Source organism: Rubrobacter calidifluminis, assembly GCF_028617075.1.
Taxonomy (GTDB): domain Bacteria; phylum Actinomycetota; class Rubrobacteria; order Rubrobacterales; family Rubrobacteraceae; genus Rubrobacter_E; species Rubrobacter_E calidifluminis.
In genome coordinates, this window is the sequence record NZ_JAQKGV010000002.1 from 82,605 (window position 1) to 96,141 (window position 13,537).

The window sequence follows — 13,537 nt, forward strand, 5'->3', positions numbered from 1 at the left end:
TTCAGGTGCTTATCGCCTCGAGCTCCTGCCCGGGCGGTATCCTGCGCAGCGCGAGCGTCAGCAGCTGACCGAGGGCGAGCACTACGGCCACCACGACCCAGGCCGTGGTCTCCGTGGTGAAGGTGGTGAGGATGGTCCAGATGCCGGCCCCGATCAGGAGCCCGCCGGCGAAGATGGCCCCGAGGAAGCCCACCGCCGTGCCGCGCACGCGGGTGGGGAAACTCTCCGCCTGGTAGGCGTAGCCTGCTCCGGACCAGGTTCCGTTGGTGACCTGGTAGATCAGGAAGTAGATTATGCCGGCGAGCACGGTGCCGTGCACGAGCAGGAAGATCAGGTTGAGCGGTGCCACGAGCATGGTCGTCCGGATCAGAACCTCCCTCCGGCCCCACTTCTCACCGAGCCATCCGCCGAGGATGTAGAAGAAGAACCCTATCCCCCCGGAGAGCAGGAGCAATACCCCGGCCTCTCCTCCGGTGAACCCTTTGACCCGGGTGAGGAAGTCGGTGACGTAGAGGTTCGAGGCGGCGAAGGAGCTCGAGTAGAACAGCCAGACGACCGTGAGGAGCAACAGCTGGCGGCGTACCGGTCCGGGGTGGGCGAAGGGCTGCTTGAGCGTGACCTCCTCGACCTCTTCGACGTTGACCTCGTACTTCTCGAGTAGACGGGCGAGGTGTTCTTCGTCCCCGGCCTTCTTGGCTCGCTTGACCTCCTGCGGGTGCCGGAAACGGTCGCTCTCCCTTATGAAGGCCCGGCCGATGATGACGACGATGATCGGGATGACGCCGAACAGGAATACGAAGCGCCAGCCGTAGCCGATGAACAGCGTGTAGACCGCCGAGGCGAGGAAGACGCCAAGCGGCCAGCCTCCCTGCACGATGGAGTACAGGAGCCCCCGCCGGCGCGCGGTAACCTGCTCGTTCACGAGCGTGATCGAGACGGCGAGTTCCGACTGGGCGAAGGCCGAGGCGAGCATCCGGATCACGACGAGCTGCCAGAAGTTCTGCACGAAGAAGGTGAGCCCGGTGAAGACCGCCGCCGCAGCGAGGCAGATCATCCACATCCTCTTGCGCCCCAGGGTGTCCATGCCGTATCCGACGAAGAGCGTGACCACGAACTGCGCAGCCGAGACGAAGAAGACCAGGGTTCCCACCAGGGAGGCCGAGAGCCCGAGATCCTGTGAGATGTTCGGGATCGTGAGGACCAGGAGGTTGAGGTCGTACGATGCGAGCGACCAGCCGGCGAGCGCTATTATTATCAGATAAAGGGTGTATGCTCTACCTCCTTCGGTGCTGCCGAGCATGCTTTCGTTTTGCGTGGTCATCGGTGTTCATCCTCCTAACCCTTTCCCCGTTTGTTTTCGTGGAGTCCACCTCTACGCTTCGTTCAGACGAGATGCACCTCCAATCCTCCGATCTTCGAGATCTCCCGCAGCTTCGCTTCTGACAGCGAAGAGCCGGTTACCAGATCGTCCACCTCCTCCAGGGTGCACACGTCGAAGAAGGCCGGAGGCCCAAACTTGCTGTGGTCGGCGAGCAGCACGACCCTCCGCGCGGCGCGGATGATCGCCCGCTTGACCGCCGCGACCTCCAACCCGGCCTCGGTGAGCGTCGTGCCCGCGACCGCGTGTATCCCGACGAGCGCGACGTCCGCGTGCAGCCGCTCGAAGAACGCCTGGGTCTCGGGCCCGAGCAGCGTGAACGAACGCTCCCTCACCACTCCTCCTGAGACCAGGACCTTCACCCCGGAGATCGGCGCGAGCAGCGAGGCCGCATACACGTCGTTCGTGACCGCGGTGATCCGGAGGGGCCGCCTCGCGAACGCCTCTATCGCCGCGATCACCGTCGATGAGGAGTCGAAGATGACGCTCTGACCCTCCTCCAGGAGCGAGGCGGCATGCCCGCCTATCCTCGCCTTCTCCTCCGCGTGGCTGCGCCGCCGGTCTTCGAAGAGGGGCTCGAAGGTCGCCCTCTCGGACGCCACCGCCCCCCCGTGCGAGCGGCGTATGACACCCTCCTTGTCCAGCAGCCTGAGATCCCTGCGCACCGTGGACTCCGAAACCCCCGTCTCCCGCGCGATCTCGGCCACCGACGCCGCCCCCCGCGACCGTAGCAGGCTCAGAACCCGCGTCCTGCGCTCCGCCGGTATGCTCCTGTCCCTGCTCCTGCCCTTCATCCGCCTCTCCCCGCTGGCACGAACAATTTACCAGTATCGGTCATATGTTGTCAAATAAAGTCGTTTATGAGCAAAAATGAGCGGAAGGCACTTCATGGTGAGGTGTTTAATTACCTGTATGGGATATACGCTTTTGTGATGTTTGGAGGCAGAGGAGGTTTTGAGGATTGATCTTTGCCGGAGGGGTTGACGAGAGCGGAAGGGTGTTTTGAGTTTTGATCTGTGGCAGGGGGTGGTGCTTGCGGGTGCGGGGTTTCTCTCCGGCGCGCTCAACGCCGCCGCAGGGGGAGGTTCTCTGATCAGCTTCCCTGCCCTGCTGTGGGTTGGTTATCCGCCGATAATCGCCAACGTCACCAACAACGTCTCGGCCGTGCCGGGTTACGTGGGAGGGGGATGGGGGTATCGGGAGTACCTCTCGGGGCAGAGAGGCAGGATCGTCGCCCTCTCCGCGGCGAGTACTTTGGGCAGCGCGATCGGGGTATTTCTGATCCTGAAGAGCTCGCGGGCCCAGTTCGAGGGGGTGGTGCCTTTCCTGGTGCTGATGGCGTGCGCCCTGCTCGCGCTGCAGCCTTATCTGGGCAGGATACTCGGCGGATTTCAGAAGCGGAAGAGGGAGCGGCCCGGCCTCGGGGCGCTGGTGGCCCAGACCCTCGCCGCCGTTTACGGGGGATACTTCGGGGCTGCGCTCGGTGTGGCCGTGCTGGCGCTGCTCGGGATAGCCATAGACGACAGCCTGCAGAGGATAAACGCCCTGAAGGCGTTCCTTCAGATCGTGATAGGCGGGGTCGCTGCGGTGGGGTTCATACTGCTCACCCCCGTCGCCTGGGGAGCGGTGGCCATCGTCGCTCCGGCTTCGATCGTCGGCGGGAGGTTTGGTGCCTGGGTGGCTCAGCGGCTCAGCGACCGCGTCCTGCGCGTCTCGATAATAGTCTACGGGGTGACGATAGCGGGCTGGCTGTTCATGCGTTAGGGACGAGTCAGGCTGTAGAATTCCGTTCCGTGGGACACGGTAAGCTCTGGAGAGAGGCTGCTCGTGCCGGCGTGCGGTGGGGGATAACCGGCGGCGTCGTCGGTTTCGCCGTCTCCCTGCTCGGCGCCCTCGCCGGGATCATCGCCGCCGGCTTCGTGGGAGTGTTCTGCGGGCGTCGGGTGGCCCGTTCTGCGGTCGGTGGGGACCATCCGTCGGAGGGGGCCGCTGCCGGGCTCGCCGGCGGCGCCGTGGCGATGCCCCTCTTCGTCGTGGGCAGCGCCGCCGGAGCGCTCGTCTCAGCGAGCAGCCTGGGCTCCCGCAGGATCGCCGCAACCCTCTCCGACGCCACCGGGATGGAGCTCGGTCCCGGCGAGGCCTGGCAGATCTTCCTGCTCTCAGTAGCCCTCGCCGCTTTTTTCGAGGCCGTGATCTTCATGGTCTCCTCCTGCATCGCCGGTGCCATGGCCTGCAGGAAGGACCGCTCCTAGCCGCCCGAGACTGGGACGCTGACCCCCTCGAACTGGCCGGTCTTCGCGCTCGCGGAACCCACCTGGAGCGTGCCAGTACCGCTGAAGTCCCTGAAACCGAGGGTCGTCCTGAAGTAACCCCAGGTGTTCGACCAGTCATTGGCCTTCGTGCTCTTGCGGGCGATGACGTCTCCGTTCGAGTTCTTGAGCAGGACCGTGACCTGCCCCTCGAAGGTGCGAGCGTATCCCTCCACCGTGAGCGGACTCGAGACCGACTCGCCCTTGCGGGGCTCCATGACCACGACCTGCCTGCCACGCACCGGGAGCGGGCGTCCTAGAGCGGAACCCGACGGCTGGTAGTCGATCACCAGCCGTCCCGGGTTGTCCAGGCCGAACACCCGGTAGCGGAACCCTCCGGTCGCGAACACGTCTACGAAGAGCCCCCCGTTCGGGGCACGGACCACGTAGTAGTCGTCCATGATGGAGCCGCCCAGCTTGCCGCCGGAGGCGGAAGTGGACCTGACCCCGGGGAGGTAGATGCGGCTGTAGCCCTCACCTGCCGGGCTCGAGAGCCTCCACAGCGGAACCGAGACGGCGGCACCGTCTTTCTTGCCGAAGTCTATGACCAGTCGGTCATAGCCGCCGTGTCTGCCGAATCTGATGTCTTGGATGCTGTCCGCGGCTCCCGGTGTGCCTCCTCGAGCCTGCGGCACTGCACTGAAACCCGCGGACGCGATCCGAGCCTTGGCTGTCGAGCCCGGTGCACCGCTGGTTCTACCTTTGCCGGTCTCTGCCTTCGCCGCGACACCGGTGCTACCCGCGTCCTGCCCGCCCGAAACGACGTCGGAGGAACTTCGAGAGGAGGATCGGGGGGAAGACCCCGTACTCTGAGAAGGGGTGGCGGACGTGCCGGAACTTGCAGCCGCCGCAGACGCGGTACCCGACGAGGCGCCACCCTCTCGCCCGCCACTCCCCTGGCCGCCCTGGCTGCATGCCACCGCCAGTGCAGTTGTAGCAAGAATGGCAAAAAGTGCCAGAGCCAGCCTTCTCATCTCCTCCTCCCCTACGATACTCCGCGCACGGGCCGCTGGCGCGGTTCGTTCTCAGATAAGGATAAAGCAAAAAGGAGCTACTTTCTGCGAGCTGCCTCCTCGGCGCCCTCTCCGAAGACCAGCCCCTCGCTCTCCTCGCGCTTCACACCGGCCTCGTCGAGCCGCAGGTCCTTCTGATAGCGCCGGATCGCGGCCTTGAGCGTACCGAGGCCCAGGGTGGCGCACCTCGGGCGGGAGGCGACGATCTGACGCCCAAGCTTCTCGATCATCTCGTTGTAGTCCATCTCGAGGATCTCGTCCATCGTCAGATTCTTCTCGTGGACCTCCTCGAGGAGCATGCTCGCGGCCGCCATGCTTATCGTGCAGCCCTCCCCCTCGAAGGTCACGTCCTCGATGTGCTTTTCGTCCTCTGCGCCCTTCAGGTAGATAGTGACGACGTCGCCGCACCCTGGGTTGCCCCCGGGCATCGTGACGTCGGCGTCTTCGAGGGACCCCCGGTGACGCGGCCTCTGATAGTGATCGGTGAGGATCTGTATCTGGAGCTGCCTGTCCAAGACTCGCCACCTCTTCGCTGCTCGCTCTCGCAGAGAAGGATTCTACCTCAGGCTTGCAATACGTACGCCGGAGACTCCTCTTGAAGAGGAGCTAGCTCAAATATTTCGCATGCGACCCATAGACACGGGACCGCTCCGGTGTAATATGTCGTATACGACGTGTAGAGTGCGGCATATAGGAGTGAGCGGTATGGCGGGGGATACAGAGGATCGTGATGCGGTGTTGATCCGGGAGGCCGAAGAGGTGACGGCGCACGTGCACGCGCTACCCCGGCTACTGCGGCGTTCCTTCGAGCCGGACATCGCCCGCAGCGGGCTGACTGCGCCTCAGATCCGGGCGCTCGACGAGCTTACCAGGGAGGATGGTATTAGCCTCAAGGAGCTCAGCTCCAGGATGGAGCTCTCTCACTCGACCGTCTCGGGCATCGTAGACCGTCTGGAGCAGAAGGGTTTTCTCTGGAGGACGCCGGACCCGAAAGACCGGCGCTACAGCTGCATCTTCCTCTCCGAGGAGGTTAAGGACTACCTGCGGACCGAGATGCCGTTCCGCAGGCGGGACCCGATCCTGCGAGCGCTCGCGCTCGCCAGCCCCGAAGAGAGGTCGCAGGTCCTCCAGGGTATCAGGGCGCTCAGGCGCCTTCTGGAGATGTCCATCACGGCCGGGGATCAGCAGGTAGAGCCGGAGCCGGCCTGGGGTACGGAGGAGTAGTGGAACCGGCGACGAATACGGAGGCTCCTGATGGCAGGGGTCTCTCGTTTCTGGCGCAGATCGGGCTTTTAGCCGGTCCTTTTCTCTCCATGGTTGACTCCAGCGTCGTCACCGTCGCCCTGCCGGAGATAGCCAGAGGGCTCTCCAGCACGCTCGCCGGCGCCCAGTGGGTGGTGAGCGGGTACCTTCTGGCGCTGGCAGCGGTGCTCGGCTTCAGCGCCTTCCTCGCCAAACGTTACGGTACCCGGCGGGTCTACCTGGCGAGCCTCCTCGGCTTCACCGCCGCGAGCGCCATGTGCGCCCTGGCTCCGGATATCGGGTTCCTGATCGCCGCGCGAGCGTTGCAGGGCTCCCTGGGCGCGCCCCTAGTGCCGCTGGCGATGAGTATGCTGCTCGGCAAAGGCGGGGCCGGGCGCGAGATGCCGGCGACCAGCGGTCTACTACTCTTCCTCGCCCCGGCGGTAGGGCCAGCACTCGGCGGAGTCCTGGTAGAAGCCTTCGGGTGGCCCTCCATCTTTCTTGTCAACGTTCCTCTCGGGTTGCTCGGGGGCTTCGCCGTGCTCCGTGCCGTAAGGGACCCCGGAGGCGGCGACCGCAACGTCCGTCCGGACCTGGTAGGAGTCCTGTTACTCGCCGGTGGGCTGGCGCTCGCCACCTACGGCGCCTCGGGAGGTCCGGACCTCGGCTGGTTTGCCGCAGACGTGTGGCCGTTTTGGGCTGCCGGCGGATGCCTCCTGGGACTCTACGCGCTGTGGGCCCTGCGCCGGGAGCAGCCGGCCGTGGACCTCAGGCTCCTGCGCCACCCTCAGAGCGCCCTCGCTATCTCTCTGTGCGTCCTCGTCTCCGTGGTGCTGTTCTTCGTGGTCTTCCTGCTCCCCGTGTTCATGCAGGATGTCCAGGGCTTCTCGGCCTTCGAGGCCGGAGTCGTCCTTTTGCCGCAGGGCATAGTGACCGGGGTAGGGACCATCCTCGGCGATATGCTGACCAGGCGTTACGGCGTGCGCCGGACCGTGGTCCCGGGCATGGGGATCCTCACCGCCGGCACGGCAGCCCTGTTGATGGTCGGCTACGGCACCCCTGTCTGGCTCACCGCCACGGTCCTCAGCGTCCGGGGTCTGGCCCTGGGGCTGACCATACAGCCTCTGCTGGCGGCTACGATCGGCGACCTCGACACCCGTGAGATCGCCGACGGCAACGCGCTGTTCAACGTCGCCGAGCGTCTCGGGGGCTCGGCGGGCATCGCCCTCCTGGCCACCTTCTTCCAGGTCCGCGAGCGCCTCCATATCGAAGGAGCCCTGCGGGGTGTCGGCGCAGCCGGTACCGGGGGACGGAGGGTGGGGATGGGCGGCCTCGGCGCTTTGCCCGCCGGGGTACGGGGCAGGCTGGCTGAAGCGGCCACGAGCGGCTTCCACGACACAGTGTGGGTGCTCGTAGCCGTCTGCGCGCTCGGGTTGTGCGCCGCGACGTTGCTCGGAGGTAAAGCCCGGCCAGCCGGGGATTAGAGCCGGTCCCGGCAGGAAACGATCCTCTCCTCTGCGGATACAATAGCCCTCATGAGAGTAGGGATAGTCGGTCTGCCCAACGTAGGAAAATCCACGCTGTTCAACAGCCTCACCCGGGCGGGAGCGGAGGCGCAGAACTATCCGTTCACCACGATAGAACCCAACCTGGGCGTCGCCGCCGTGCCCGACGACAGGCTCGACGCGCTGGCGCAGACCATGAACAGCCGCCGCAAGGTCCCGGCGACGGTCGACTTCGTCGACATAGCCGGGCTCGTGCGCGGGGCGAGCCGGGGCGAGGGGCTCGGGAATCAGTTCCTCGGGCACATCCGCGAGTGCGACGCGATAGCCCACGTGGTGCGCTGCTTCGCCGACGAGAACGTCTCCCACGTGCACGCGGGCGTGGACCCCGAGGGCGACATAGAGACGATAAACACCGAGCTTCTGCTCGCCGATCTCGCGACCGTGGAGCGCAGGATCGAGCGCGTCTCGCGTGCGGCCAAGAGCGGCGAGAAGAGCCTGGTCGAGGAGGCCGCCGCGCTCGAGCGGCTGCGCGAGCACCTCTCCGAGGGAAACCCGGCGCGCACCTTCCCGGAACGGGAGCCCGTCGAGGAGGCCTTACGGACGCTCATCACCGCCAAGCCCACCCTGTACGTGGCCAACGTGGACGAGGATTCGCTCGCGGAGGGGGATGCCTACAGCGCCGGGGTGGAGAAGGTGGCGGCGCGCGAGGGTGCGGAGGCCGTGCGGCTCTCGGCGAAGCTGGAGGACGAGATCGCCGGTCTCTCGCCGGAGGAGGCCGGGGAGTACCTCGCGATGCTCGGCGTCGGCTCCAGCGGGTTCGAGGAGTTCGTGCGGGCGGCGTACCGGCTGCTCGGTCTCATAACCTTCTTCACCGCCGGGGAGAAGGAGAGCCGGGCCTGGACCGTTCGCGAGGGGGCGACCGCCAGGGAAGCTGCAGGCAGGATCCACTCCGACATGGAGAAGGGCTTCATCGCCGCCGAGGTCGGTCGCTGGGACGACGTCGTCGAGGCCGGATCGTGGGCGAAGGCCCGCGAGGAGGCGAAGGTCCGGCTCGAGGGCCGCGACTACGTCGTGAGAGACGGCGACGTGATGCTGGTTCGCTTCAACACGTGATGGTGCCGTTCGCGCGGCCGGAGAAGCCGCTCTCCGAATGCCGGGTCGCCCTCGTCTCGACCGGTGGGGTGCACCTGCCGGAGCAGCCCCGCTTCGACATAGACGACCCCGCGGGCGACTGCTCGTACCGCGAGATCCCGGCCGGGGCAGAAGAGCTCACCTGGACCCACGCCTACTACCCGCGTCCGGGACGGCCCGTGGAGGACCTCGACAGCGTCTTCCCGCTCTGGACCCTGCGGAAGCTCGCGGAGGAGGGTGTGGTGGGAGAGCTCAACCGGAGACACTTCAGCTTCATGGGGGCGATCCACGATCCCGCCCCGCTCGCAGGAGAGACCGCTCCCGAGGTGGCCGGGAGACTGCTCCGGGATTCGGTCGACGCCGTACTCCTGACCCCTTCCTGACCGCTGTGCCACCGGTCCGTGGGGCTGGTAGCACAGGCGATAGAGGGACGTGGGATTCCGACGGTCACCCTCGCGATGGAGGAGGGGGTCGAAGCCCCCAGGGTGGCCCGGGTGCCCTTCCCTTACGGGTTCCCGGCGGGGGAGCCCCACGACGCACGCAGGCACCGGGAGGTCGTTCTCGCCGCGCTCGCGCTGCTCTACGAGCTCGACGCTCCCGGCGAGCTCAGGCTCCCTTTCCGATGGAGCGGGCCGTGAGAACTTTACCGCCCGGGATCGGGTGGCGGGGTATACTCTTCAGGAGATGTGAGTCTTCGTACGGGGCACAAGTGAGAGTGAGACGTTGAGCATAATATTTCTGTTCGTTGGGGTCTTTCTGGCCGTGTTCTTCCTGTTCTTGCTGCCTGTGATCTTCTCTTTGCAGGCCGTGGGTAGCCTCTTCGTCTACCCCAGACAGCTCGCCGCGATGTTCGGGAACAGGATACTCAGGCGCAACCACGCCCTCGAGCATGCCACCATAGCGGTGATGATGGAGCGGGAGCCCGGCCGCAGGCTCAATGGCTTCTCCACCGACGAGGGGTTCTTCGTTCAGGGTGTGCGCTCGATCGAGGAGGTCGAGAGCGCCGTGCGCGAGGCGCTCCAGCGCCTGAAGCGGGGCGAGAGGAGGCTCGCCATCCACCGCAACTGCGGCACTACGATCGTCGCGGCGAACCTGCTCGCTGCAGTCTTCTTCCTCATCGCGCTCGGCGTGGGCATATACCTGGGTGGCCAGGGTCTCTACGCCATGATCGTGCTCGGGGTCTTGCTCTCCTTCCTGCTCAGGGTGCCGTTCAGCCTCTTCCTGCAGCGGTTCGTGACCACCGACGCCGACCTCTCCAACGCCGAGGTCGGCTGGGTCGATCCCGCCCGACCGCAAGAGCTGCGCGCCGGTATCCTCGGCATGCTGCTCGCGGCCACCACCGTCAAGGTTTGGGTCTTCCACACCGATCCTGAGGCCGTCGAGTTCGTCCCCGACGACGAGACGATAACCCGCTAGCGAGATCAGCTTGTCAGGGGGCGAGGGTGCGGCCGAGCCGCCCGGCGACCTCGAACGGGTCGGAGGCGACCACCGGCGCCGCGTAGAGCTCCATCGCCCCGATGTCCGAGGTGCGGTTCGCTGGTGAGCCCCGGTCCACCAGGCGCACCATCGCCGGGAAGCTGGACCAATCCTCCTCTACGGGGGCGAGCGGCGGCAGGTAGAAGGCCACGTTGAAGCTCTTCGCCCCGAGATCCTCAACGAAGGCCGCGAGTACCCGGGCGAAGGCGCGGCGCAGGGACCCGTCCTCCGGGTCTCTCCCCAGCAGGATCACCTCCCTCTCCTTGACCGGCGTGAGGCTCGCGAAACCCCGGGCGCCGGAAGGGAAGGGGATCGAGAGCCCCAGGGAGTCGTGGACGCGGTAGAGGTCCTCGAAGTAGTTCGAGCCGTACTCCGCGGCGTATCCCAGAGCCGAGCGCCGCAGATGTTCGATCTTCGGGTAGTGGCCGTGGCGGGTCGCGGTGACCTGGGCGTGGCCGTGGATGATGGAACCCCCGGCGCGCCACAGGCAGTTCCAGATCAGCAGGAAGTACCGGGCGTCCGGATCCGTCTCCAGCACCCTCCTGCTCCATTCGAGTCCGACCGAGACGTAATCGTCAACCCTCTCCGGGGTGAGTAGCAGCGGGTCGTGCTCGTCGAAGACGATTACACCGTGGAAGGCATCGTACTTGGCTATGTTCGAGGCGGTGATGGAATGCGCCCCCCGCACGCGCCCGAAGATGTCCTCAGGGGTGCCTTTCTCGGGCTGGCAGAACGGGTCGCCTGTGGTGCGGGAGATCTCTGCTTCCAGGTTCGCGTCCACACCGGTGTCGAGCGGGCGGGAGGCCCGCAGGCCGTTGAAGAGGGCCCCTTCCAGCGTGATTCTGTTGGTCACCCGCACGATGCGCTGCTCTTCGACCTCCTCTACCGACCCGAATGCCTCCCCGACCCACGCTCGCATGCTACCGGGGATGACGAGCCTTCCCGTGGCGGTGTCTACCGCAAAGAGGCGGTGGGTGAGGACCCGCTCCTCGTCCGGCAGGGTCTCTATGCGCTCCTTCAGTTGGGTGATGGAACACCTGCTCATGGCGTTGATCGGGTCGGGTGAGAACCTTTTGAGAGGGCCTCGATATCCTGCACGACCCTTGCCAGTTCGTCCGCGAGCGGCCCGCCGTCGGTCTCCTCGAACACCCGGGCCAGCGTGCGGTAGTACCAGAGCGTGCCCTCCCTGCCGCCGTGGAAGCGCCTGAAAACCACCTCCCCGCAGGTTCTGAGGTCCGTGAGGATGCTCCTCGCGTTGTGCAGCTTGTCTGCGGCGGAGACGAGCCGAACCGAGCGCGAGGCGTGGCGCATGCGTTCTATGTGGGACTCCTTGCGCTCGCGCCAGGGTGGTTTGGGGATCGTGTCGGCATCCGAGCAGCCTGCTACTATACTTGCGACATCCTCCCCGAAACGAACGGCCAGGTCTTCCCTGGTCGTAGGGGTGTCCTCGATGGTGTCGTGCAGCAGCGCCGCCGCGACCTCGTCCTCATTCCCGCCGTGCTCGCCGACGATGGCGGCGACCGCGAGCAGGTGGGTTATGTAGGGGATCCGGGTGCCCTTGCGCCACTGTCCCGCGTGCACCCGATTGGCGAAGAGCAGCGCTTTCTCGAACTTTATGCCGTAACCCGAGCTCATCACGACTATTCAAGCAGCGCCGGGTCAATAATCCAACCCTCGTCCGGTTCGCACCCCTCCGGAACGCCCCAGCGCTCCTCCCTCCTCGAGTACGCCCACGCCGCCTGCACAGCGCACAAGACCGAGTCCAGCGTGTCTGCGGCGGGTTCCCGGGTAAGCCGCTCGCGCCACGGCTCGTCCAGCTCGACCGTGAGCCCGTAGACGTGCCGCAGACCGGCAGATGCGAGCCCGGCGATGAGAGCCTCCCTGGCAGCGCGCAGCTCCTCCGTCCGCTTGCCGCGTTCGTCGCTCTTGTATGGTCTCCTCCCGATGAGGCACCGGGCGACGAGCGCCGGGTAGGATTCCACCGCCACCCGCGGGTCTTCGTTCTGGCGGCAGGGCACGACGCTCATACCAGAAGCGAGCAGGAGCGGCGCCCCTCGGTAGAACATCTTCGCCACCGGCACCCGGAAGAGCATCATCGCGCTCGCGGAGCCCGAGAGCCGGTCGGCCAGGCGGTGGCGAAACCTGCTCCCGACGGGCCTCTTGGCCATGTCGTCCCGGATGGCCTGCTCGAAATCCTCTTTGGAGAGCTGACCGACCTCGGCGACGTATCCCTCCCAGCGTTCGGGCCAGCCCAGCGCCTCGACGAACCCTTTGGGCTGTCCGAACGGGAAGTCCAGCCCGCAGACCCACGGCTCCGGCCGCCGTAGGAATTCCCTCAGCTCCTCGAAGCTTCGCATCTCCCGCGCTCTCTCGACCCGCAGTATCCCGCCGCCGAAGCTGCACCCGACCGCGACGAGCGGCTTGCGCCTGCCCGGGGAGCTGGTGAAATCGAGGCCGTAGATCCTCACCGCGTCATATCCGTCCGCTCCCGTGCCGGGCGATGCTCCGCGAGCCGGGGGGCGGGATGCTCACCGTGGCGGTGGTCATCCGTATCCCGGCGGCTTCTCGCCTTCGCGGCGGACCGTCCCGGACGGATGGTCTACGTCGTGGTCCAGCAGCTTCGCCATGTAGAGCTCGTCCACGAACGAACCTTCGACGAAGAGCGAATCCCTCCTGCGTCCCTCGACGGCGAACCCCATCTTTTTGTACAGCGAGACCGCGGCCTCGTTGTGCTCCATCACCGTGAGCTCCAGACGGTGTATCCCGTGCTGGCGGGCCCAGCGTTCGGCCTCGGACATGAGAGCTGTCCCTATCCCGCGGCCGACGAACTCCTGGAGGATGCCTATCACGAGCTCGGCGGTGTGGCGGTTGCGCCGGTAGTCACCGCCGCGCGCCTCCAGATACCCCACCAGCTGGCCGGAGGCCTCGGCTACCAAAATCGTGCGGTTGCCCGCGTCGAAGGAGCGTCTTATCTGCGCGGTCTCCTGGCGTACGGTGGTGGTGCGTTCCCCGGGCTCGAGCAGCATGAAGGTCGTCTCCCGGTCGAGCTGCCGCTGCAGACTCAGCAGATCTTCGGCATCACCCTCCCAGGCGTGCCGGATGCGTATCCTCTCCCGGCCGTGATCTTTCACCGTTCGGCGGGCTCCTTCATCGAGGTCACCCCCTGCCTCTCATGGGTCCGAGCAGTCGCGACGGTAGCCGCAGTTGGGGCAGATGAGTTCGCAGTGGAGTTCGTACATCCTTGTATTGCAGATCTCGCACCGGATCTCTTCTCGTTCTGGACGGTTCTGCGACGAGTCCGTTCCGGTCTCTTTTCCCACGTATCTTCTCGACGGGGATTTATCCTTCGACACACGACCTCCGGAGACTTTACAAACCCCGACCCGATGATAAACTATCTCCCGCGACGCGGGGTGGAGCAGTCTGGTAGCTCGTCGGGCTCATAACCCGAAGGTCGCGGGTTCGAATCCCGCCCCCGCTACT

16 protein-coding genes and 1 tRNA gene are annotated in these 13,537 nt (G+C 66.0%); 9 read left to right on the forward strand and 8 right to left on the reverse strand.

All coding sequences use genetic code 11. The annotated features are described in order from the left end of the window. Position 1 precedes the first annotated feature (1 nt). Together PJB24_RS02220 and PJB24_RS02225 are read right to left on the reverse strand one after the other, a co-directional pair. Complete coding sequence (locus PJB24_RS02220; RefSeq protein ID WP_273842210.1) at positions 2-1,321, reverse strand: MFS transporter; 1,320 nt, start codon at positions 1,319-1,321, stop codon at positions 2-4. 62 nt (positions 1,322-1,383) lie between these two features. After that, positions 1,384-2,172: a DeoR/GlpR family DNA-binding transcription regulator gene (locus PJB24_RS02225; protein WP_273842212.1), complete on the reverse strand. Its 789-nt coding sequence runs from the start codon at positions 2,170-2,172 to the stop codon at positions 1,384-1,386. Positions 2,173-2,380: 208 nt separating this feature from the next. On the opposite strand from PJB24_RS02225, the gene PJB24_RS02230 reads away from it, so the two are divergent. Both PJB24_RS02230 and PJB24_RS02235 read left to right on the forward strand, forming a co-directional pair. Continuing rightward, the gene (locus PJB24_RS02230) at positions 2,381-3,142 is read left to right on the forward strand and encodes a sulfite exporter TauE/SafE family protein (protein WP_273842215.1); all 762 of its coding nucleotides are present in this window, start codon (positions 2,381-2,383) and stop codon (positions 3,140-3,142) included. 29 nt (positions 3,143-3,171) lie between these two features. After that, on the forward strand, positions 3,172-3,630 hold the full coding sequence (locus PJB24_RS02235; protein WP_273842217.1) for a hypothetical protein: 459 nt from the start codon (positions 3,172-3,174) through the stop codon (positions 3,628-3,630). Here PJB24_RS02235 and PJB24_RS02240 read toward each other — a convergent pair. Then, positions 3,627-4,322, reverse strand: a complete 696-nt coding sequence (locus PJB24_RS02240) for a Gmad2 immunoglobulin-like domain-containing protein (protein WP_273842219.1) — start codon at positions 4,320-4,322, stop codon at positions 3,627-3,629. The genes PJB24_RS02235 and PJB24_RS02240 overlap by 4 nt on opposite strands. A 416-nt stretch (positions 4,323-4,738) precedes the next feature. Continuing rightward, on the reverse strand, positions 4,739-5,215 hold the full coding sequence (locus tag PJB24_RS02245; RefSeq protein WP_273842221.1) for an iron-sulfur cluster assembly scaffold protein: 477 nt from the start codon (positions 5,213-5,215) through the stop codon (positions 4,739-4,741). Positions 5,216-5,405: 190 nt separating this feature from the next. Between PJB24_RS02245 and PJB24_RS02250 the strand changes: the two genes are divergently transcribed. The 6 genes from PJB24_RS02250 (at position 5,406) to PJB24_RS02275 (ending at position 9,994) form a co-directional block, all read left to right on the forward strand. Further along, on the forward strand, positions 5,406-5,924 hold the full coding sequence (locus PJB24_RS02250) for a MarR family winged helix-turn-helix transcriptional regulator (RefSeq protein ID WP_273842223.1): 519 nt from the start codon (positions 5,406-5,408) through the stop codon (positions 5,922-5,924). After that, complete coding sequence (locus PJB24_RS02255) at positions 5,924-7,426, forward strand: DHA2 family efflux MFS transporter permease subunit (RefSeq protein ID WP_273842225.1); 1,503 nt, start codon at positions 5,924-5,926, stop codon at positions 7,424-7,426. The genes PJB24_RS02250 and PJB24_RS02255 overlap by 1 nt, the downstream gene beginning before the upstream one ends. A gap of 51 nt (positions 7,427-7,477) precedes the next feature. Next, positions 7,478-8,560, forward strand: coding sequence for a redox-regulated ATPase YchF (ychF, locus tag PJB24_RS02260; RefSeq protein ID WP_273842227.1), 1,083 nt, complete (start codon positions 7,478-7,480; stop codon positions 8,558-8,560). Then, entirely contained in the window at positions 8,560-8,961 is a 402-nt protein-coding gene (locus PJB24_RS02265) for a glycine/sarcosine/betaine reductase selenoprotein B family protein (RefSeq protein WP_273842547.1), read from the forward strand. The genes ychF and PJB24_RS02265 overlap by 1 nt, the downstream gene beginning before the upstream one ends. A gap of 18 nt (positions 8,962-8,979) precedes the next feature. Beyond that, positions 8,980-9,216, forward strand: coding sequence for a hypothetical protein (locus PJB24_RS02270; RefSeq protein ID WP_273842230.1), 237 nt, complete (start codon positions 8,980-8,982; stop codon positions 9,214-9,216). A gap of 85 nt (positions 9,217-9,301) precedes the next feature. Next, a complete protein-coding gene (locus PJB24_RS02275; protein WP_273842231.1) occupies positions 9,302-9,994 on the forward strand; it encodes a DUF6391 domain-containing protein in 693 nt (230 codons plus the stop codon). 13 nt (positions 9,995-10,007) lie between these two features. Here PJB24_RS02275 and PJB24_RS02280 read toward each other — a convergent pair whose 3' ends face one another. The 4 genes from PJB24_RS02280 to PJB24_RS02295 form a co-directional block, all read right to left on the reverse strand. Continuing rightward, a complete protein-coding gene (locus PJB24_RS02280) occupies positions 10,008-11,099 on the reverse strand; it encodes a hypothetical protein (protein ID WP_273842233.1) in 1,092 nt (363 codons plus the stop codon). Continuing rightward, a complete protein-coding gene (locus PJB24_RS02285; RefSeq protein WP_273842236.1) occupies positions 11,096-11,689 on the reverse strand; it encodes an HD domain-containing protein in 594 nt (197 codons plus the stop codon). The genes PJB24_RS02280 and PJB24_RS02285 overlap by 4 nt, the downstream gene beginning before the upstream one ends. A 5-nt stretch (positions 11,690-11,694) precedes the next feature. After that, entirely contained in the window at positions 11,695-12,522 is an 828-nt protein-coding gene (locus PJB24_RS02290) for a DUF429 domain-containing protein (RefSeq protein ID WP_273842238.1), read from the reverse strand. Positions 12,523-12,597: 75 nt separating this feature from the next. Then, positions 12,598-13,185, reverse strand: a complete 588-nt coding sequence (locus PJB24_RS02295) for a GNAT family N-acetyltransferase (RefSeq protein ID WP_273842241.1) — start codon at positions 13,183-13,185, stop codon at positions 12,598-12,600. Between the two features lie 276 nt (positions 13,186-13,461). On the opposite strand from PJB24_RS02295, the gene PJB24_RS02300 reads away from it, so the two are divergent. Further along, positions 13,462-13,535 (forward strand) — tRNA-Met (locus tag PJB24_RS02300). The last annotated feature ends 2 nt before the right edge of the window (positions 13,536-13,537 follow it).